22 protein-coding genes and 5 tRNA genes are annotated in these 20,697 nt (G+C 47.7%); all 27 read right to left on the bottom strand.

All coding sequences use genetic code 11. The annotated features are described in order from the left end of the window. Positions 1 to 85 precede the first annotated feature (85 nt). A complete protein-coding gene (locus tag BLQ79_RS01445; RefSeq protein ID WP_091363083.1) occupies positions 86 to 3,127 on the bottom strand; it encodes an EAL domain-containing protein in 3,042 nt (1,013 codons plus the stop codon). Positions 3,128 to 3,350: 223 nt separating this feature from the next. Continuing rightward, positions 3,351 to 3,719, bottom strand: coding sequence for a 50S ribosomal protein L7/L12 (rplL, locus tag BLQ79_RS01440; RefSeq protein WP_091363081.1), 369 nt, complete (start codon positions 3,717 to 3,719; stop codon positions 3,351 to 3,353). A gap of 37 nt (positions 3,720 to 3,756) precedes the next feature. Next, positions 3,757 to 4,299 (bottom strand): 50S ribosomal protein L10, encoded by a 543-nt coding sequence (rplJ, locus tag BLQ79_RS01435; protein WP_091363079.1) that lies wholly within the window; start codon positions 4,297 to 4,299, stop codon positions 3,757 to 3,759. 172 nt (positions 4,300 to 4,471) lie between these two features. Continuing rightward, positions 4,472 to 5,179 carry a 50S ribosomal protein L1 gene (rplA, locus tag BLQ79_RS01430; RefSeq protein WP_091363076.1) on the bottom strand — a complete coding sequence of 236 codons (708 nt, stop codon included), beginning with the start codon at positions 5,177 to 5,179 and terminating at the stop codon, positions 4,472 to 4,474. 51 nt (positions 5,180 to 5,230) lie between these two features. Then, positions 5,231 to 5,656: a 50S ribosomal protein L11 gene (gene rplK, locus BLQ79_RS01425; RefSeq protein WP_091363074.1), complete on the bottom strand. Its 426-nt coding sequence runs from the start codon at positions 5,654 to 5,656 to the stop codon at positions 5,231 to 5,233. A 124-nt stretch (positions 5,657 to 5,780) separates the two neighbouring features. Then, complete coding sequence (nusG, locus tag BLQ79_RS01420; protein ID WP_091363072.1) at positions 5,781 to 6,368, bottom strand: transcription termination/antitermination protein NusG; 588 nt, start codon at positions 6,366 to 6,368, stop codon at positions 5,781 to 5,783. Positions 6,369 to 6,382: 14 nt separating this feature from the next. Beyond that, positions 6,383 to 6,610 carry a preprotein translocase subunit SecE gene (gene secE, locus BLQ79_RS01415; protein WP_091363070.1) on the bottom strand — a complete coding sequence of 76 codons (228 nt, stop codon included), beginning with the start codon at positions 6,608 to 6,610 and terminating at the stop codon, positions 6,383 to 6,385. Between the two features lie 30 nt (positions 6,611 to 6,640). Further along, positions 6,641 to 6,790, bottom strand: coding sequence for a 50S ribosomal protein L33 (gene rpmG / locus BLQ79_RS01410; protein ID WP_091363067.1), 150 nt, complete (start codon positions 6,788 to 6,790; stop codon positions 6,641 to 6,643). Between the two features lie 386 nt (positions 6,791 to 7,176). Then, positions 7,177 to 7,959: a tryptophan synthase subunit alpha gene (gene trpA / locus BLQ79_RS01405; protein WP_091363065.1), complete on the bottom strand. Its 783-nt coding sequence runs from the start codon at positions 7,957 to 7,959 to the stop codon at positions 7,177 to 7,179. Further along, on the bottom strand, positions 7,952 to 9,136 hold the full coding sequence (gene trpB / locus BLQ79_RS01400; RefSeq protein ID WP_091363063.1) for a tryptophan synthase subunit beta: 1,185 nt from the start codon (positions 9,134 to 9,136) through the stop codon (positions 7,952 to 7,954). Before trpB ends, trpA begins: the two co-directional genes overlap by 8 nt. A gap of 13 nt (positions 9,137 to 9,149) precedes the next feature. After that, on the bottom strand, positions 9,150 to 9,746 hold the full coding sequence (locus BLQ79_RS01395; RefSeq protein ID WP_091363061.1) for a phosphoribosylanthranilate isomerase: 597 nt from the start codon (positions 9,744 to 9,746) through the stop codon (positions 9,150 to 9,152). Then, positions 9,743 to 10,528: an indole-3-glycerol phosphate synthase TrpC gene (gene trpC / locus BLQ79_RS01390; protein WP_091363059.1), complete on the bottom strand. Its 786-nt coding sequence runs from the start codon at positions 10,526 to 10,528 to the stop codon at positions 9,743 to 9,745. The genes BLQ79_RS01395 and trpC overlap by 4 nt, the downstream gene beginning before the upstream one ends. Before the next feature lie 11 nt (positions 10,529 to 10,539). After that, positions 10,540 to 11,562 carry an anthranilate phosphoribosyltransferase gene (gene trpD / locus BLQ79_RS01385; RefSeq protein WP_091363055.1) on the bottom strand — a complete coding sequence of 341 codons (1,023 nt, stop codon included), beginning with the start codon at positions 11,560 to 11,562 and terminating at the stop codon, positions 10,540 to 10,542. Beyond that, entirely contained in the window at positions 11,555 to 12,145 is a 591-nt protein-coding gene (locus BLQ79_RS01380; RefSeq protein WP_091363273.1) for an anthranilate synthase component II, read from the bottom strand. Before BLQ79_RS01380 ends, trpD begins: the two co-directional genes overlap by 8 nt. Next, entirely contained in the window at positions 12,129 to 13,604 is a 1,476-nt protein-coding gene (locus BLQ79_RS01375) for an anthranilate synthase component I family protein (RefSeq protein WP_200779801.1), read from the bottom strand. Before BLQ79_RS01375 ends, BLQ79_RS01380 begins: the two co-directional genes overlap by 17 nt. Before the next feature lie 464 nt (positions 13,605 to 14,068). Continuing rightward, entirely contained in the window at positions 14,069 to 15,256 is a 1,188-nt protein-coding gene (gene tuf, locus BLQ79_RS01370) for an elongation factor Tu (protein ID WP_091363053.1), read from the bottom strand. A 121-nt stretch (positions 15,257 to 15,377) separates the two neighbouring features. Next, positions 15,378 to 15,454, bottom strand: a tRNA-Met gene (locus BLQ79_RS01365). A gap of 2 nt (positions 15,455 to 15,456) precedes the next feature. Next, positions 15,457 to 15,532: transfer RNA gene (locus BLQ79_RS01360), tRNA-Thr, on the bottom strand. A 34-nt stretch (positions 15,533 to 15,566) separates the two neighbouring features. Beyond that, a tRNA-Met gene (locus BLQ79_RS01355) sits at positions 15,567 to 15,642 on the bottom strand. Between the two features lie 7 nt (positions 15,643 to 15,649). Continuing rightward, positions 15,650 to 15,735 (bottom strand) — tRNA-Tyr (locus BLQ79_RS01350). Between the two features lie 5 nt (positions 15,736 to 15,740). After that, positions 15,741 to 15,816, bottom strand: a tRNA-Thr gene (locus BLQ79_RS01345). A gap of 327 nt (positions 15,817 to 16,143) precedes the next feature. Beyond that, positions 16,144 to 16,386: a DUF951 domain-containing protein gene (locus tag BLQ79_RS01340; RefSeq protein WP_091363051.1), complete on the bottom strand. Its 243-nt coding sequence runs from the start codon at positions 16,384 to 16,386 to the stop codon at positions 16,144 to 16,146. A 19-nt stretch (positions 16,387 to 16,405) separates the two neighbouring features. Further along, the gene (locus tag BLQ79_RS01335) at positions 16,406 to 17,029 is read right to left on the bottom strand and encodes a hypothetical protein (RefSeq protein WP_091363049.1); all 624 of its coding nucleotides are present in this window, start codon (positions 17,027 to 17,029) and stop codon (positions 16,406 to 16,408) included. Continuing rightward, on the bottom strand, positions 17,020 to 17,496 hold the full coding sequence (locus tag BLQ79_RS01330; RefSeq protein ID WP_091363047.1) for a hypothetical protein: 477 nt from the start codon (positions 17,494 to 17,496) through the stop codon (positions 17,020 to 17,022). The genes BLQ79_RS01335 and BLQ79_RS01330 overlap by 10 nt, the downstream gene beginning before the upstream one ends. A gap of 13 nt (positions 17,497 to 17,509) precedes the next feature. Beyond that, entirely contained in the window at positions 17,510 to 18,448 is a 939-nt protein-coding gene (gene whiA / locus BLQ79_RS01325; protein WP_091363045.1) for a DNA-binding protein WhiA, read from the bottom strand. Continuing rightward, a complete protein-coding gene (gene yvcK, locus BLQ79_RS01320) occupies positions 18,448 to 19,788 on the bottom strand; it encodes a uridine diphosphate-N-acetylglucosamine-binding protein YvcK (protein WP_091363043.1) in 1,341 nt (446 codons plus the stop codon). Before yvcK ends, whiA begins: the two co-directional genes overlap by 1 nt. Positions 19,789 to 19,790: 2 nt before the next feature. Next, positions 19,791 to 20,684 carry an RNase adapter RapZ gene (rapZ, locus tag BLQ79_RS01315; protein WP_091363271.1) on the bottom strand — a complete coding sequence of 298 codons (894 nt, stop codon included), beginning with the start codon at positions 20,682 to 20,684 and terminating at the stop codon, positions 19,791 to 19,793. Positions 20,685 to 20,697 lie beyond the last annotated feature (13 nt).

Genomic DNA, 20,697 nt, shown 5'->3' with positions numbered 1-20,697 from the left:
TAATTTTATCATGTTTTCCATCCATTAGCAAGAAAGAATCGTGTTATTTTCGGCTCAATAACGCCGTGGAATTAATATTTTTTATTTAATCCTCTGTACGGACGATAAATGTGGCTATCTCTTCCGGTGATATCGGGCGGGAGTAGTAATATCCCTGAATGATATCGCAGCCGAAAGACTTAAGCCGCTTAGCCTGCCAGGCAGTTTCCACCCCTTCTACCACAATTTTCTTTCCCAGGTCATGGGCAAGAGAAATGATATCCCGGATAAATCGATCCTTTCCCTCTGCCTCCGCCTCTTCTGTGAGGTAGGAGTCGATAATGCTCTTGTCCAGTTTCAGATAATCCACCGGAATATAGGTAAGATATTTCAGCGACGAATAACCGGTACCAAAATCATCCAGACTGAGAGATATATTGGCATCCTGCAGTTTCTTAAGCAGCCGCTGAGTAACCTGGTTGTTCTTGAAGAACATGCTCTCCGTAAATTCCAGTTTAATCAGCGATGAAGGAATATGATTCTTCTCCATCAGCTGCAGCAGATAATCCACATATCCCGCGTCCCCCAGCTGACTGCTGGAATAATTAATAGATACCGGATACAGTGGTTCGCCGGCTTCTCGCCATCGGACAATCTGTTCGATAACCAGACGGGTGGTAATCCGGCCAATCCTCCGGATAAATCCTTCTTTTTCCGCTACCGGAATGAATAATCCAGGGGAAATCCGCTCCTTCTTCAGGCGTACCAGCGCTTCTGTACCGGAAACTGTTCCCTTCTGAATATCAATCTGCGGCTGATACAGCATGTAAAACCCGTCATTTTTCATCGCATCAAGAAGCAGATCGCGAATCCGGTTGTTCCGGTGAACATCTTCCTGCATAGCCTCTTCATACACACAGGCGGAATTACTACCTGCCTTTTTCGCTGTATTAATAGCTACGACCGCGTTCTGCACCAGTCTCCGGAAAGAGGACTTCCCATCCGATACCGCAATCCCTACGCCCAGATAGGTAACGAGAGATTCTATCTTATCCCCTGGCAGAATCGTTTCTGTCTGCATCAGTTCCTTCAGTGGAATCGGCTGATTACAGGACGCCAGCACTTCACGGACAAGCGCATCATCTTCGGTAAGTTTTCTGTTTTTCACTATCATCAGGAATTCATCGCCGCTGTATCTGGCAACGAAGCGACTCATCGCGTCCTGCTGACAGATATTCCAGATACGTCCGGAAATAACCTTTAATACGATATCCCCGATTTCATGGCCATACGATTCATTGATAATGCGGAAATTATCCAGATTAATGATGACCACGGAATAAGACTTCGTATCCGCAAGCAGCTTTTCAAACTTGGACATCGCCGTATCCCGGTTAAGCAAACCGGTCAGTCCATCATATTCATAGGCATAAATGACACGGCGCTGCGAATTGATAAGCATTTCATTTCGCTTCTGCACTTCCTGACCCCGGATGTTGCGAATAATGAGGAAGGCGCTTCCACATACGCCGGTTAGCAACAGCGCCGCGCAGATGAGCATGGATTCAGGTGACATTCGCTGCAGAGAGGTAGCGAAATCAGATTGCGGCGCTATGTTTGCTTGAACAATGGAAAGGAAATTTGTCCCTGTACTGTCTGCGGTTTCAGACAGGATATCTGCAAGAATCCAGTTCCTTTCACTTACACCGCCGCATAGGGAAATATTCTGCGTACTGGGAATGATGTCCATAATAAAGCGTCCATTTCGATGCTGGTTCATAAGCCATGTGGCCTGGGACATGGTCGTCACTACATGATCCACCTGGCGGTTCATCAGCGCCTGGTAGGCTTCTTCATAGTTAGGATATGTCCGTATCACATACTTTGTTCCTGCGTAGGTATAGCCGGAAGTCCGATTTTCTTCCGTTGTCGCGATGACCGGCACCTTCCGATCATACCGGAAATCTTTTTCTCCGGTTGGTTCATCCTGTGAAAGCATGGCCAGGTTTTCTGTCATAAACGGGGTCGACAGATGAATATTATCTGCTGCTGCACGGAGCACATCCATAGAGGTCATCCCCAGGATATCCGCTTCGCCTTTCTGCACAGCGGCTACCGCTGCGCTTACGGAAGGGTACTCTTTACAGGTAAAGGAAACCCCGGGGACCTGGCCCTGAAGCGCCATCTCTATTTCCCTGTAAAACTCAGGAATAATCCCGGAGTCAATTCCTAATTCCCGATAATAAAACGGATAATCCCCATGCACAACCGCAACAATAAAAGGCTTCCCCCGATGTGCCATAAGGTACGCCTTCTCCGCCCTGGTCAGTGAAAGGGCGTGATCTTCTTGCTGATTGTATTTTCCGTAGAGCTGAAGCTGAAGCAACGGATAATGTCCGGCCGTCATGGACATAGCATAATTAAACTGCTGCGCCAGTACCGAATCATTTGCAGGAAAGGCGGCATACAGCATCTTCGGCAGACTGACAACAATCCTTCGATATCCGTTCCGTGGCATCTTATCAAAAATAGCGGCATCCACTTTATGTTCCGTCACAGCAATCCGCAGTGTCCGGTCATCAGGAAAGGAAACAAGATGCAGATTCAGATTGTATCTCTTGCCCCATTCCTTAATAAAATGAATATACCCTTCATTCCCTGATATGCCAATCCGCATTTTTTCCACTGTTCGGAAATCAGACGGATTCAGCCGTTTCTCTGTATCAGGCACTACAATCTGAGACGTCCCCACAAAATATGGGCCATCGGAAAAGATCAGATGCTCTTCGTTTCCCCAGGCTTTATCTACGCCCAGGGCAATCTGTATTTTTCCTTCTTTTAACGCGTTAAGCAGGTCCTTACGGTTGGAATAAAAAACAAACCGGGGATCCCATTTGCCAAACTGAGCGACCCGTCCCATAAATTCCGTATCGTAGTTATACAGATATTTTCCGGATACATATACATCATCCGGATAATGAATGACTCCGACGCGGACAGGTGTAAATTCAGAAACCCCTTTGCCGTAGGCAGCCGTGGCAAGATCCGATACGCAGAGAAAGGACAACAGAAGAAAAATAAGCAGGATGGTACGAAACAGGAAACTGCCTTTTCTTTCCGTATCCGAAGGATTAAATTTACAGGCCATGTGTTTTTGCTCGCTTCCACATTGAAAATCACCGGATTTGTAAATCGGTGATTGAGGATAATTATGGTATAAGTATATCGTAAATCGTAAACTCCGAAAAGAGTGATAAAAATAATTTATAATTAACAGGGGCCATCGGAAAATATGGCCGCCAGGAAGGGCATAAAAAAAGAGCCAGGATAATCCCAGCTCTTTTTATTTACTGTAATAGAAGTAATTAAAATTACTTGAGTTCTACAGTTGCGCCAGCTTCTTCAAGCTTAGCCTTCATAGCTTCAGCATCAGCCTTAGCTACGCCAGTCTTAACTTCCTTCGGAGCGCCGTCAACGAGAGCCTTAGCATCCTTCAGGCCGAGGCCGGTCAGTTCACGAACAGCCTTGATAACCTTGATCTTGGTTGCGCCAGCATCCTTGAGGATTACGTCGAATTCAGTCTTTTCTTCAGCTGCTGCTGCTGCCGGAGCTGCTGCTGCTGCAACTGCTACTGGTGCTGCTGCGGATACGCCGAATTTGTCTTCAATTGCTTTTACGAGTTCGCTCAGTTCGAGAACGGACATGCTGCTAATGGCTTCAAGAATTTCTTCGTTTGTCATTTTTTAGATTCCTCCAAATAAATAAGTTGCGTTTAAATTACGCGGTTTCTTTCTGTTTACGCACAGCTTCGAGAGCATATGCCAGATTCTGAATGTTGCCGTTGAGGGCACGAGCCAGTCCGGTAATTGGTGCCTGCAGTGCAGAAGCAACCATAGCCAGGAGCTGTTCTCTGGACGGAAGGTCTGCGAGGGCCTTCATTTCTTCCAGGCCGATAAGCTTGCCATCAAGCAGGCCTGCTTTAATGGTAATGCTTTCGGTCTTGTTTTTCTTCATGAATTCCTTCAGTGCTGCTGCCGGAGCAACTGGATCGTCCTTGCTTACAGCAAGACCGTTAGCACCTGTCAGAAGATCATCAAGTCCGTTATAACCAAGTTCGTCTGCAGCGATGCGGGTAAGGGTATTCTTGATAACCTTATATTCTACACCGTGTGCTCTGAAGATACGACGAAGCTGGGTAGCGTCCTTTACTGTCAGTTTGTTGAAGCTTACGAGGGCAACGCCTTTGCTGGACAGTTTTTCCTTCATTTCTTCAACTACTGCCGCCTTTTCAGGGCGGATCTTAAGTTTGTAATCGCTCATAGTACACCTCCTCTGCTTGTAAGATATATATTTATCACGTTAGCTAAAACAACCTCGCACGTCCGGCGAGGTTGTGGTACTGCTGTATTAGTCAGTACTCAGCCTCGGGAGGCGGGCTTAATGCCCATTATAACATACCGCCGGTCTTAAGCTAAGCGTAAATAAACAAAAATTATTCAGCCTTTGGAGCTGCAATCTTGGTCAGGTCGAGGTGAACGCCTGGTCCCATGGTAGAGCAAATAGTAGCGCTCTTCATGTATACACCCTTAACGGATGCCGGGCGAGCTTTCACGATCTGATCGAACAATGCACGGATATTTCCCTTCAGCTTTTCTTCATCAAAGGAAGCCTTGCCTACGAGAGCCTGTACATTGCCAGCCTTGTCGGCGCGGTATTCAACCTTGCCGGCCTTGATTTCATTGATAGCCTTGGTTACGTCCATGGTTACGGTTCCAACCTTCGGATTTGGCATCAAACCCTTCGGTCCGAGAATACGGCCGAGACGACCAACAACAGCCATCATATTCGGGGTAGCTACAACTACATCAAAGTCGAGCCAACCCTGCATAATCTTATCTGCGTATTCCTTGCCGCCTACATAGTCAGCGCCTGCAGCCTTAGCTTCTTCTTCCTGATGATCCTTTGCAAATACAAGAACCTTCTTGGACTTGCCGGTACCAAATGGAAGAACAGTTGCGCCACGGATCTGCTGATCAGCGAACTTCGGATTAACATTTAAGTGGAAAGAGAGTTCAACAGATTCGTCGAACTTCGCAGTTGCTGCCTTCTTGAGCAGGCTTACAGCTTCGTCGAGGTCATAGAGCTTATGACTGTCAACGATGGCTGCTACTGCCTTCTGTTTCTTTGTCAGTTTTGCCATTATTTTCTCCTTTGTGGTCAACGGGTTTCCCCTGCCACGAATGATTCAGTCTTAGTCTACAACTTCGATACCCATGCTGCGAGCTGTGCCTTCTACCATGCGCATTGCTGCTTCAACGGTATTAGCGTTCAGGTCAGGCATCTTGGTTTCAGCGATTTCCTTAACCTGTGCCTTGGTGACCTTGCCGACCTTGGTCTTGTTCGGTTCACCAGAAGCTGTTTCAATCCCTGCAGCCTTCTTCAGCAGTACTGCTGCTGGCGGAGTCTTGCAGATGAATGTGAAGCTTCTATCTTCAAATACGGTAATTTCAACAGGAATAATCAGGCCCATCTGCTTTGCAGTACGGTCATTGAAATCCTTAACGAAAGCCATAATGTTGACACCTGCCTGGCCCAGTGCTGGACCTACTGGCGGTGCTGGAGTGGCTTTGCCTGCAGCTACCTGCAGTTTAACTACCTTAGAAATTTTCTTTGCCATTTTGTATGTTACACCTCCTTCTCCTTATTGGGAATGTGGTTGTTACGGGCTGTAACGGGCCCTCCCACAGCGGACAGGTCAAGTACAAGGCCTGCCCGCATCAGGCTGACGCCTGAATGTATAATTAGTTCAGTGGTTCAAAGAACCCTGCTTCTAATTCAATAGTACTTGTATTGCCAAAAGCGCTGATTTCTGCATGAATACTCTTGCGGTCTTCAGCTACTTCTGTAACGGTAGCCACATTATCCGCAAATGCCCCCTGGGTAATACGGATCTTGTCTCCCACCTTGACGCGGGTATGTACAGCCACCTTTTTCTGGTTAGCGTTGAGAATACGCTGAGCTTCTTCATCTGTAAGCGGAATCGGCTTGGTGGTTGTACCAACAAAACCGGTAACGCCTGGCGTATTTCTGACAACGTACCAGCTGTGATCATTTACTTCCATATGAATCAGAAGGTATCCCGGGAAAATCTTGCGGGAAACCACTTTCTTTTCCCCATCCTTTACTTCTTCTTCATCATGCATTGGGAGCAGAATTTCCTTAATGGTATCTTCCATTCCCATGGAATGAACCTTACGGGTCAGAGTATCCAATACCTTGTTTTCATATCCGGAATAGGTATGAATCACATACCAGCGGATATCCTTTTTCGGGCTTTCTGCCTTCTGTTCATCTACCGTATTCAGTTCGTCATTTTTAATCTCAGTCATGCTATCCTCCTCCCTTAGCCAATGGTTCCTACCAACAGCTTGGAGAGCTGCATAAACACGAAATCAACGATAACGATCAGGAAGGAAACAAGTACTACGGACGAGACAACGGCTATCGTATACTGCGTTAACTGTCTCTTCGTCGGCCAGATGACCTTTTTCATTTCCATTTTTGTTTCACGGAAGAATCGGGTCCATGCATTACTTTTTTCTTCTACAGATGATACTCGACGTTTCGCCATGCTTACACCCCAGTTCACTAAACAGATATATTACTTGGTTTCCTTGTGCAGGGTGTGCTTCTTGCACCATTTGCAATACTTCATCATTTCGATACGTTCCGCATTATTCTTCTTGTTCTTGTTTGTGCGATAATTGCGGCGCTTGCATTCTGTGCAAGCAAGAGTAATTCCATCACGCATTGTTTACACCTCACTTGAATCTTTCCGGTCAATCCTATTACAACATGCCTAGTAAGTATATCATACGCATGATTGCGAGTCAATTGGATTTTTCATTTAAAAAAGCCGGGTTTTTCCCAGCAGAATCATTCTAACATAAGAAACTCTACTAAGCAAGCTGTAAAATGCTCTTTTTTCACTTTTTTCATATATTTTCTGTCTTTACTGTATCTGCTGGGGCTTCCTCCCTGCCATTCCCTGTATTTATATTATTGTATTAACCATATATACATATACAGAAAGGCGGGAACAGGGATTCCGGAAAGCTTATCCTCTCCGGAGTCCCTGTTTCCTTTCCATACTGGTTCAATGTTTCATTTCCAGTATGCACATTTACGTGTGATGTATTATTTCCCAGCTCTGGCGGCGGCCTGTTTCATCGTCTTTACATATTCATACACAGGTTCCGCTGCCTCACTTCCATATCTGGCAATAATCTTCACAATGGCACTTCCCACGATGATACCATCGGCCTGAGCCGCCATTTCTTCCGCCTGTTCCGGCGTATTGATACCAAACCCTACTGCGCAGGGAACATCGGTCACCTCATGAGCCAGGCTGGTGATTTCCCGGATATCGGTTGTGATTTCGCTTCGTGTACCGGTAACTCCCAGAGAAGAAATAATATAAAGGAATCCTTCCCCAACACGGGCAATCTGTTTAATTCGGTCATGGGATGTGGGCGCAATCATGGAAATAATATCGATTCCATAGGTTCTGGCCACATCCGCAAATTCATTACGTTCTTCAAATGGTACATCCGGCACAATGACTCCATCCACACCAATATCTGCACACTTGTGGAAAAAGCGGTCATATCCGTAATTGAATATAGGATTTACATAGCCCATAAATACAACCGGCAGATCGGATTCTTTTCTGAATTCTTCCACCACATGGAAAGCGTCATCTACCGAGGTGTTATGCTCCAGAGCCCGCAAATCAGCTTCCTGAATAACTATACCTTCAGCAATAGGATCAGAGAAAGGAATCCCCAGTTCAATCAGGTCGGCACCGCCCCTTTCCATAGCTTTCATAAAGCGCAGAGTATCTTCCAGTGACGGATCTCCTGCAGTAAGGAATCCGATAAAGGCTTTTCCATTCTTAAATGCATTTCCAATCTTACTCATGTAAATCCCTCCCCTTATAGCGGGCAATAGCTGCCACATCCTTATCTCCGCGTCCAGACAGGCAGATGAGAATAATATCATCCCGGCTCATAGTCGGCGCAATCTGCATCGCATGATAAACCGCATGCGCACTTTCGATGGCACAGATAATTCCTTCGGTCCGGGCCAGGTATTCAAAAGCTTCTACCGCTTCATCATCCTTAACCGGAACATACTGCGCTCTTCCGGATTCATGCAGATACGCATGTTCCGGGCCGATTCCCGGATAATCCAGCCCTGCAGAAATGGAGTATACGGCATCAATCTGGCCCTGATCATTCTGGCAGAACAGAGATTTCATACCGTGGAATATCCCCATGCGCCCTTTAGCAATGGTTGCCGCGTGATAAGGAGTATCTATACCTTTTCCGGCCGCTTCGCATCCAATCAGCTTCACGTCCTTGTCCGGAATAAAATGATAGAACATGCCCATGGCATTGCTTCCGCCGCCTACACAGGCCAGTACGGCAGAAGGCAGCCGGCCTTCCTTTTCCAGAATCTGCTGGCGGGCTTCCTTGCTTATTACCGCCTGAAAATCTCTGACCATCATCGGGAATGGATGTGGTCCCATAGTAGAGCCAATGACATAATGTGTGTCATCCACACGGCTTACCCATTCACGCATAGCTTCATTAACCGCGTCCTTCAGCACCCGGGAGCCAGAAGTCACGGCGTGTACCTTAGCGCCAAGCAGTTCCATGCGGTATACGTTCAATGCCTGTCTCTTAGTATCTTCCTCTCCCATGAATACTTCACATTCCAGTCCCAGGAACGCCGCTGCCGTGGCAGTAGCCACCCCATGCTGTCCCGCGCCAGTTTCCGCGATGACGCGGGTCTTACCCATTTTCTTAGCCAGCAGGCACTGTCCCAGCGCATTATTAATCTTATGTGCTCCGGTATGATTGAGATCTTCTCTCTTCAGATAGATTTTGGCTCCGCCCAGATCCTCTGTCATCTTCTTCGCGTAGTAGAGAAGGGATGGACGGTTGGCATAATTATCCAGCAGGTCCTTCAGTTCTGCCTGAAAATCCGCATCGTGTTTATAGAAATTGTAAGCTTTTTCCAGTCGATGAATTTCATTCATCAATGTTTCAGGAATATACTGTCCTCCAAACGGACCAAATCTTCCTTCTGTCATAGGTCTTTCCTCCTTAAATACGTCTTGCTTCTCTGATGAACTTCTCCATCTTTTTCTTATCTTTAAAACCATCTGTCTCAATACCGCTGCTCACATCCAGAGCAAACGGATGATACCGGCTGGCTTCTTCTATACATTCAGCTGTCAGCCCCCCGGCCAGGAAAAACGGCCGCCTTATCTGACACAGCCATTTCCAGTTAAAGCGTTCTCCACTGCCGCCCCCGGCAGCCTCCAGGAGAATGTAATCCGCCCCGCTTTTCTCTGCTCGGGCCACATCTTCATCCCCGTTAAGCGAGAACGCCTGAATGATTGGACAGATTACGGCCTGCCGGATACGCCGTATATCCGCTTCGCCTTCCTGCCCATGGAGCTGTACTGCCTGAATGATGTCCTTCTGCACCAGGCGGATGATGTGCTCTGTCGGTGCATTGACAAACACCCCAACCGCTGGAATCTTCCTGTCCAGAAGCTTCCTCAGTTTCCGTGCCTGCAGGTCGGATATACGCCGTTTACGTCCCGCAAAGACAAACCCGACATAATCTGGCTGAAGGCGGTTCGCCCAAAGTACATCACATGGCCGCTTAAGCCCGCAGAACTTTACTTTCATCATCTTGTACCGTCCCTCAGGGTATCAAACATCTTTTCCTTGTCCGGCGCCCTCATAAATGTCTCGCCGATAAGTACCGCATCAGCTCCACATTGCTCCAGCGTTTCAATATCCTTCCGCGTTCTGATTCCGCTTTCCGCCACAAAGAGGACATCCTCCGGAATCAGGGAACTCAATCTGACCGCGTTGGAGAGGGAGACCGTAAAATCTTTCAGATTCCGGTTATTGATCCCAATAATCCGGGCTCCCGCGGCCAGCGCCCGTCTGACTTCCTCCTCATCATGCACTTCGGTAAGCACAGACAGCCCGAGAGAATCGGCCAGTGTCATAAAACGCTTCATCTTTTCATCCGTAAGGATGGCGCAGATGAGAAGAATAGCGGAAGCTCCCAGCGCACGGGCCTCATAAATCTGATATTCGTCAATAATAAAATCTTTTCTCAGTACCGGAATGGATACTATACTGGCTATATCCCGAAGATATTCCGGTTTCCCAAGGAAATATTTCCTCTCTGTGAGGCAAGAAATGGCAGATGCCCCTATCCGTTCGTACTCTCTGGCAATATCCAGATAAGGAAAGGAAGGAGAAATCATCCCCTTAGAGGGAGATGCTCTCTTCACTTCACAGATGAAGGAAATACCATCTTTCGACAGAGCCTTTTCAAAAGGAAAGTCCGGTTTATATGGAGAGGTCTCCGCCAGAGCTTCCATCTGTTCAGGGGAAATCGCCGCCTTATCCCCTTTAAGCGCTTCTTCAGCCGCCTTTACCAGATCATCAAGTATCATAGGTAGTCCTTTCACTGATTACTTACTGCTATGCACTTTTCCAGCGTTTCCATAGCTTTTCCACTGTCAATCATTCGAGCCGCCAGCTGAATTCCGTCCGCAATAGTCTCTGCTCTGCCGGCAGTAAACAATGCGGTCCCTGCATTAAGCAGTACAGCATTTCTTCTGGTTCCCTTAGTCTTTCCGGACAAGATATCCCGGGTGATCTGCGCATTCAATTCCGGCACACCGCCAACCAGTTCCTCCTTGTTCCCCGACGTCATTCCAAAGTCTTCCGGCCGGATTACTGTTGTACGGTAATAACCATCTCTGAGTTCACAGATGGTGGTCGAACCGACAGGGGAAATTTCATCCAGTCGCGCCTGTCCGTAAACTACAGCGGCTCTCTTTACACCAAGAGATGCCAATACCTTAGCCAGAGGTTCTACCAGATATTCATCATAGACCCCCAGCAGGAAATATTCCGGTTTTGCCGGATTGGTGAGCGGTCCCAGAATATTAAATACTGTACGGAACCCCAGCTCTTTGCGAATAGGCCCTACAAACCGCATGGCCGCATGATACTTCTGAGCAAACAGGAAACAAAAATTGGTCTTTTCCAGCATTTCCAGCGCTTTTTCCGGAGGCTGATTAATATTTATCCCCAAAGCTTCCAGACAATCCGCTGTACCGCAGAGAGAAGAAGCTGCCCGGTTTCCGTGCTTGGCCACTTTGACGCCGGCTGCTGCCACCACAAAGGCTGATGTGGTGGAGATATTGAAAGAATGAGCTCCATCTCCGCCAGTTCCTACGATTTCCATTACTTCCATTCCCGGATGCGGTACCGGAGTTGCCAGCGAGCGCATAGCCTCAGCGCATCCAGAAATTTCATCAATGGTTTCTGCCTTTGTGCTCTTAGTAGACAGCGCAGCCAGGAAAGCCGCGTTCTGTGTAGCCGTGGTTTCCCCTTTCATGATTTCCAGCATAACCTGCTTTGCTTCGTCATAGGTAAGATCGCCTTTATTAACCAGCTTGATAATTGCTTCCTTAATCATTTTTATTTCCTCCCTCTCTGATATTCAGAAAATTTTCCATCATCTGCCGTCCATCCGGTGTAAGGATGGATTCCGGATGAAACTGAAGTCCATATATCGGATAGTCCCTGTGGCTTACTGCCATAATTTCCTTCTGGTCCGTTTCCGCTATTACCTGAAGGCAATCCGGCAGGTTATCCCTTTTCGCTATCAGGGAATGGTATCTCCCGACTTTGGTTGTTTTCCCCATCCCCGCGAATATGGGGGACCGGGTGTCCAGATGCACTATGGACTGTTTTCCATGCATCAGGTGATCCGCATAGGTAACTTCCCCGCCAAACACTTCACATATGGCCTGATGCCCCAGGCATACCCCGAGGATGGGGACTTTCCCTGCAAAATGCAGAATAGCCTCTTCGCAGATTCCCGCGTCCGCCGGTCTGCCCGGCCCCGGGGAAATTACCAGGTAATCAGGATGCATAGCTTCAATTTCACTGACTGTCTTTTCATCATTTCTTACGACTGCGATATGTCTGTCCATCTCTCCCAGCATCTGGTAGAGGTTATAGGAAAAACTGTCATAGTTATCAACGAGCACTATCATCATCCAGACCTCCATTGCTTTCTTTTACGGCCAGAACTACCGCTTTGGCTTTATTGATACATTCCTGGTATTCATTTTCAGGAATACTGTCTGCCACAATCCCCGCTCCCGCGCGGATATATACATGATCATTTCTCTTATAAGCCAGGCGGATACCTATGCACATATCCATATTTCCGGTGAAATCAATATATCCGACGGCTCCGCCGTAGATTCCACGCCGACGTCCTTCCAGTTCATCAATAATCTGGCAGGCTCTGATTTTAGGAGCTCCGGACAGGGTCCCTGCCGGAAGCACCGCGGAAATAACATCCAGCGCGGTCTTGCCTTCCTGTATTTCACCGCTCACTGTAGAGCCCAGATGCATGATGTGGGAATACTTATGAATATCCAGATATCTTTCCACGCATACGGTTCCGAACCGGCTAACTTTACCCAGATCGTTTCTTCCCAGGTCGACCAGCATATTATGTTCTGCCAGCTCCTTCTCATTGTTTCTAAGCTCCTCACAAAGTCTGGCATCCTCTTCTGCCGTACTGCCGCGAGGCCTGGAGCCAGCCAGTGGAAACGTATATAATTTCCCATTCTGTAATTTGGTCAGGGTTTCCGGTGAAGCGCCGGCAATTTCCACATCACTCCCGCTGAAGAAAAACATATAAGGCGAAGGATTCAATGTGCGAAGCACCCGATATGTGTCAAGCAGGCTTCCTTTCGCCTTAGCTTCCAGCCGGTTGGATAAGACCACCTGGAAAATATCCCCTTCATGGATATACTGCTTTCCCTTTTCCACCATGCGGCAATAGGCTTCCCGGGAGAATAGCGGGGTAAACTCGCTCTGAAGAATCAGCGGATTTTCCGGTGCCGGATTTCCGTCCTTAATCAATGTCTTCATCCTGCGTATTTCCAGACATGCCCGGTTATAATTTTCTTCCGCGTCATCCAGTCTTACATTGACAATCAGCTGAATTTTCTGCTTCAGGTTATCAAACACAATGACCTTATCAAAAAGCATGAGATCCAGATCGGAAATACCTTCATCATCTTCCGCCGAAAGATGCAGCGACGGTTCCGCGTACGTGATAAATTCATACGAGAAATATCCTGTCAGTCCGCCGGTAAATGGCGGCATCCCCTCAATACGTGGTGCCTTGTTTTCTTCCAGAATCTGCTGAATGAGATCCTGCGGACGGGTTGTCTTTATGCTCACCGTTGTCCCCGTACGAATCCGCACCTGTCCATCCCGGCAGCTTATCCCCAGCTGCGGGTCGTATCCGATAAAGGTGTAACGTCCCCGATTGTGGCTGTCTTCCATACTTTCAAGAATATAGCAGTGAGAACTGATATTTCTCACGATTCGAAACACTTCCATCGGTGTCCGCACATCTGCGTACATTTCATCGGCCACTGGAACTACTTTATAGGCTCCCCGGTAGGTAAGGATTTCCTGCAATGTCATCATATAGATGTCCTCCTGAATACAAAAAATCCGTCCATGATAAATGTGATTTATCAAGGACGGATTTTATCCGCGGTGCCACCTTAAATTCAGAGAGTAAACCTCTCTGCTCTCGACGGAATACCAACATATTCCCGGCAACTTACGTATGCCTTCACGTCAGGGGATACTCAGCCTCAGCCTTTCACCCTGCCCTCAGCGGTCCATTTAACGAGCTGCGTTGACCGGTTCTCATCCCCTCCGGCTCTCTGTGCATGCACGACATCGTTTTTACTTCCGCGTCACAGGTTTATCATAGACGTATAAAAATTGTTGAATGTATAATACTCCTTATGCCATACGATGTCAAGAGTACATTTTTAACTTTTTATTTTCTTTCGACTCGATTCCGATGAGCGTTCTCATGCGGGCACAAAAAAGATGAGGAATGAATCCTCATCTTTTTATAGCGCGTTATTTACTGTTAATTACTTAACAATCTTAGCTACAACGCCTGCACCTACAGTGTGGCCGCCTTCACGAATTGCGAAGCGCTGACCTTCTTCCATAGCGATTGGAGTAATGAGCTTAACGTCCATTTCTACATTATCGCCTGGCATGCACATTTCGGTGCCTTCCGGCAGCTGGATGTTGCCGGTTACGTCAGTGGTTCTGAAGAAGAACTGCGGGCGATAGCCGTTGAAGAACGGAGTATGACGGCCGCCTTCTTCCTTGGTCAGAACATATACCTGAGCGGTGAATTCAGTGTGTGGGTGAACAGTGCCCGGCTTAGCCAGAACCTGACCACGTTCGATATCATCGCGGTCAATACCACGGAGCAGAGCGCCGATGGAGTCACCAGCCAGTGCCTGGTCCAGAGTCTTTCTGAACATTTCAACGCCGGTTACAACAGTTTCAGTTGGCTTATCCTGGAGACCAACGATTTCAGCTGCGTCGCCTACCTTCAGAGTACCACGTTCTACTCGGCCAGTTGCTACGGTACCACGGCCGGTAATGGTGAATACGTCTTCCACTGGCATCAGGAATGGCTTATCGGTATCACGTTCCGGAGTTGGAATGTATTCATCAACAGCCTTCATAAGGTCGCGGATGGACTGTTCATACTTCGGATCGCCATTGAGAGCGCCAAGTGCGGAACCAACGATAATCGGTACTTCATCGCCTGGATAGCCGTATTCGGACAGGAGGTCTCTGACTTCCATTTCTACCAGTTCAATCAGTTCCGGATCATCAACCTGGTCAGCCTTGTTCAGGAATACTACGATTGCCGGAACGCCTACCTGCTTAGCAAGAAGGATGTGTTCGCGGGTCTGCGGCATCGGGCCGTCAGCTGCGGATACAACCAGGATAGCGCCGTCCATCTGAGCTGCGCCGGTGATCATGTTCTTAACATAGTCAGCGTGCCCTGGGCAGTCTACGTGTGCGTAGTGGCGGGTTTCGGTTTCATATTCGATAGTAGAAGTATTAATGGTAATACCACGGGCTCTTTCTTCCGGTGCCTTATCAATGGATGCATAGTCCTGGAAGTTTGCCTTACCTTCTTCAGCCAGTACCTTAGTAATTGCTGCAGTCAGAGTTGTCTTGCCGTGGTCAACGTGGCCAATTGTACCAATGTTAACATGCGGCTTAGTTCTTTCATAATGTGCTTTTGCCATTTTCAATTCCTCCATATGAAAAAAATTTGCTGTATTCATTATACATTCTTATATGTGGTTTCTCAAGAATGATACATGAAAAAACATAAAAAAAAGACCCTTTCGGGTCAAGATTTTGTGTTGGTGGCGGTACAGAGATTTGAACTCCGGACACAGCGGGTATGAACCGCTTGCTCTAGCCAGCTGAGCTATACCGCCAATGGAGCTGATAACCAGGATTGAACTGGTGACCTTATCCTTACCAAGGATACGCTCTACCGACTGAGCTATATCAGCAAATATATTTAAACGAATATTCGTATAAAAAACATGGTTGCGGGGGTAGGACTTGAACCTACGACCTTCGGGTTATGAGCCCGACGAGCTACCAACTGCTCCACCCCGCGAAAAAAATGGTGGATGGAATAGGATTCGAACCTATGTAGGCGTGAGCCGGCAGATTTACAGTCTGCTCCCTTTAACCACTCGGGCATCCATCCATAATTGGAGCTGGCAATAGGACTTGAACCTACGACCTGCTGATTACAAATCAGCTGCTCTACCAACTGAGCTACGCCAGCAGATAAGTGACGAAATACATTTTACATCAGACAATTTATATTGTCAAGTGCTCTTTTCTTTCATCTTTCAGGCCGTGTTGGCCGTTCCTATCACGTTTATAGATTATAGCACCATAAACTTACGTTGTCTATACATATTAGAAAAAATAATTTACATTTTCCCTGATTTTCTGAAAAACCCCATTCTGCCTGGCTTTTCCCTCCTCTTATCTGAAAGATAATTTCCCTCATCCCCATCCTTTTCTATTTTTTCTTTTATACATCCTCAAAAAAAAGAAGCATTGATTTCTCAATACTTCTTTCTCACTTACCAGTCATTACCATTTTTCAGCCCATGGTGGATTCTTCGCTACGTTTTTCCAGTTCCAGCTTTTCATTCATATCCCGGTTAAGAATCTTTTTTGTCCCCTTTATGAATTTAGGCCTGGCAATGAGGACCATGCGGCCGCATCCACAGCACTTTACACGCATATCCGCCCCCAGCTGCATAACTTCCCACTCCTGAGAACCACAGGGATGTTTTTTCTTCATTTGCACAATGTCCCCAATCTTATACTGAATGAATTTCATCCTTTCCTCCTTGGAACTTCTATACTTTATCTTCTGCAGGGAAAGCCTTCTGGTCTCCATTTACAGGAATCAGCAGAAAACGGAACGGGAGATACGTAGCTCCTGCTACTGTGAAATGGATATGCAAATCATTGCCTGCATTCCATACTCCCATATTCCATACATCATATATGGTTTTGTTTCCAAAATATCCATTATGTCCTTCTACATTATATACGGAAGGAATAACCTTTTCCCATACGGTGAATGTACCTTCATAAATCCCTCCCAGGGGATTGAAGAGAAGTCGGTATTGTCCTGTTCCCTTTGTATGAACAGTGATATCATACTCCATACCAAAATTTCCTGCATTAGAACGATTGACCTTATCCAGTTCATCATAACCCGGATAGTAGGAATCAATCTTTCCATCGCCAATAACTATACTCCCCGGTCTCTCGGCCACATCCCAGGGCGCTTCATTTTCCTTCTCTATGGCCATCGGAAATACACCACGACGATTGTGGAAATCGGCCGGAAGGACCTCCAGATCCTTCAGTGCCTTTTCCTCCGCTTCCTCAGTATTGGCATCTGCCGGCAAAACGGCTACGCCAAAGGTAACCGACTTTTTCGTATTAACTTCCAGTATACCACTTACCAGCATCTGGTCCGGAATCGGATCCGGGCTGGCTGCCGCCAGTATCTGTGGCTTTTAGCCTTTATTTTTATCTTTTCCGGCTGCGCAGCTTCCACCGTGGCTTCCCGGTAGGACAATGTCCTTCCTGTAGAAATATAATCCATGCTGCCATCCCCGGTCAGATTTCTTTCTATCTGAATATCCGCATTCTTTTTGTTATCCGCATAGATCACCAACCGGACCGGCGCTCCAGAAGCATTAACATTGTAATAATAAATCCGTCCTCTTCCCTTAATTGTCCCTTTAGCCAGAATTCCCGCTGCATTTGGATACTCCGGGGAATCAGACACCAGCAATGTGCCTTCCTTCACTGTGGTTTTCATCGGAATCTCCTGATAGGACTCCGTAAACGGATTTACAAGATCTGCGGCACCAGCTGCAGCCGGGATGGCCAGCATGGCCATCCATAATCCTATTTTTCTTTTCCAGCGCACAATAACCGTCTCCTTATTTTCTTTCTTCTTTTTCTCTGGCCTCGAACTCACGGGCCAGTGCGGAAATTTTCTGAAATCTGTGGGCCAGTCCCGACTTACTTATCCCCAGCAGTTCCGCCAGTTCCCCCAGAGATTTATGAGGATTTTCCAGCCTTTTTTCTGCTGCCTCTCTGACTTTTGGGGGCAATGCCGAGAGGTCCATATACTTCATAACCAGGTGCACCTGCCTGAGCTGGCGAAGTGCCGCGTCCACGGATTTCTGCAGATTTGCTGTTTCACAGTTTACCTGGCGGTTTACCCGGTTGCGCATATCTTTCATTACACGGACATTCTCAAATTCGAGATAGCACTGGGACGCTCCGGTAATCTGCAGAAAGGCACTCACCTCATCGCCATCTTTTATATATACAATATAGTCATTTTTTCTGTCCGTCATTTTAGGATGCAGAGAGAGCACCCGCATGACTTTGCATATTTCTTCTGCAAATACCGACGACCTGGTCACCATCTCCAGATGATAGTCACTTTGCGGACGGCTCACTGTTCCACCGCCTAAAAAGGCACCGGCCAGATAAGCCTGTTTTTCCTCGGTCGTTGTCAGCTTTTCGCAATCATGAATCTTCCCCATGGACCAGATATCCATCTTTTCAAGGAAATGACTTCCCCCTTCAAATGGTAATACGGTCAGCGTGTACACATTTTTCTTTCTGAGCCGTCTTCCCTGCCGTACCATGACCGCAGGAGCCAGGCCGAAATCCTTCTTCAGCGAAATCAGCACCCTTCTGGCCACCGCACTGTTGCTCGTGGAGAACTCCATTCCCCATTTGCCACCGGCACCGGTTATTACAGAACCGCTCATCCGCAGAAGGGCCAGCAGTTCCGCTGCCCTTTCTTTCGGACTTTCTCTGTGTTTTCGCGCCAGTTCATTCTTCACATCTTCGGTAAATGACATTATTCTCTGATTCCTTTCAGATAGGCCTTAAGGCTATCGCTGCTTATAGACGCGTGGAGCAGATTCTGAATAGCCATAAGCTTTCCTGCCAGAATGTTCTGGTCATGGACAGCCCCGGATTCCACTCCCAGCAGATCAGCTGTAATAAGAAACGCCCCCAGCTTCTCCACCTTACCTTCATCTATCTTTACCGGATACGATCCTGCCCGGGCATATTGTTCCCGTATCTTTTCACTGACAGGCTGCTTATTGGCCAGTACATAGCCAATGACCCCGTCCCCGGTCACCTTTTTCAACGCTTCCAGATGATCACCTACGGTATAGCCGGTGGTTTCTCCCGGCTGGGTCATTACATTGCAGATATAAATGCAGGGCGCGCTGCTTTCCCGGATTGCCTGAAGCAGTTCCGGCACCAGCAGATTCGGCATAATGGACGTATACAGACTGCCCGGCCCCAGAATAATCATATCCGCCTGTTTGATGGCTTCCAGCGCATCCCCTACGGCAATAGGATTTTCAGGAATGGTGGAGAGGGAGACAATATCTGCCGGATAGGCGGCAATCTCTGATTCGCCCTCTACCACGCTGCCATCGGACATCTTTCCTACCAGACGCACTTCTTCCGTGGTAGATGGAATAACCTTGCCGCGAATCTTCAGGACCTTGCTGGCCGCTTCCAGCGCGTTTTCCGGATTTCCGAATTCCTTAATCAGCGCTGCGAGGAACAGATTGCCCAGGCTGTGGCCGGCCAGCTCGCCATTTCCTCCAAACCGGTACTGGAAGAGCTGTTCCAGTACACTTTCCTTATCTGCCATCGCCACCAGGCAGTTACGAAGATCGCCTGGCGCGATAATATCCATTTCTTCACGGAGTCTTCCCGACGATCCTCCATCATCGGCCACCGTCACGATGGCGGTCAGGTTGGATGTCTTATTCTTCAAACCTCGGAGAAGCATGGACAGCCCATGTCCTCCCCCAAGGGCCACAATATGCGGCCCCTTGGCCAGTTCAATGCGTCCCAGCACCTGCCGGGATACCCGGTTCTGATCATCCGGCACCACCAGCGCAATAAAACGTTTCACCAGTTTGCGCACCCCAATCATCATCATCAGTATGCCCGCGATGGAAAGGAATATGCCGAATAAGACCAGGGCCGTATAACTGTAGTTTCCGGTCATCTGATAGGCCAGCATAAATATTTCCTCTTCCAGAATGCCGAAAATCTGATAGTTCATCAGCATAGTCGCTCCGAATACCAGAGTCATCAGTCCAATGGAAAAGAGAAATAGCCAGCGCTTAATCTTCAGTCCGGGATATAGCCATTGTACATACCATTTCATGGTTACTCACCATCCGCATCATGTTCTACTTTATTGCGATGCATATCCCTGTGTTCAATATTGACATGGCTGTGTTTTTCTGCCAGATGCGCGCCCAGCTTTTCTGTCACAAACACGGAGCGGTGCATCCCGCCTGTACAGCCGATGGCAATGGTAAGCTGCCGTTTTCCTGTACGCTGGAACTGATCGACTACAAAGTCGATGAAATCATAGAGGTGAACCAGGAAATCCTTTGTGGTCTGTTCCTTTTCTATATAGTCGGCGACTTCCTTCACCCGGCCTGTCCAGTGCTTATATTTCTGCACGTAGAACGGGTTGATAAGGAAACGCACATCCAATACGATGTCTGCGTCAATAGGCACCCCGTACTTAAATCCAAAGGAGAAGACCGTGATGTCCATTTCATCATGATTTCTGTGGATGCCGAAGCGGCTGATTACTACCCCGCGAAGGTCTTTGGCCTTCATATCCGTAGTATCAATAATCATATCCGCCTGGGTACGGATAGCCGCCAGAATCTTGCGTTCTTCCTCAATGCCGTCCTGAATCCGGTTGCCGTGAGACAGCGGATGTGTCTTTCTGGTTTCCATGTACCGGCGGATCAGCGCTTCGTTGGACGCTTCCATAAATACCACTTCATGCGGTATTTCTCTCTGTTCCAGTTCATATAAGGCCTGTGGGAGAGCATCAAAGAACGTGCCTCCCCGGGTATCTGTCCCTACGGCCACATACTGTATTTTTGATGTGCTGTTCCAGCAGAGGTCGGCAAACTTCGAAAGAAGGATGGCCGGCAGATTATCCACGCAATAGTATCCGATATCTTCCAGATACTGCATCAGCGTAGTTTTCCCTGCTCCGCTCATACCGGTAACAATCACAAAGCGGAAATTATCCATTTTATCCATTCTT

Source organism: Dialister histaminiformans (assembly GCF_900103425.1).
Taxonomy (GTDB): Bacteria; Bacillota; Negativicutes; order Veillonellales; family Dialisteraceae; genus Allisonella; species Allisonella histaminiformans.
Note: the sequence above shows the minus strand (reverse complement) of the source record. Positions and strands in the feature narration are given on the sequence as shown.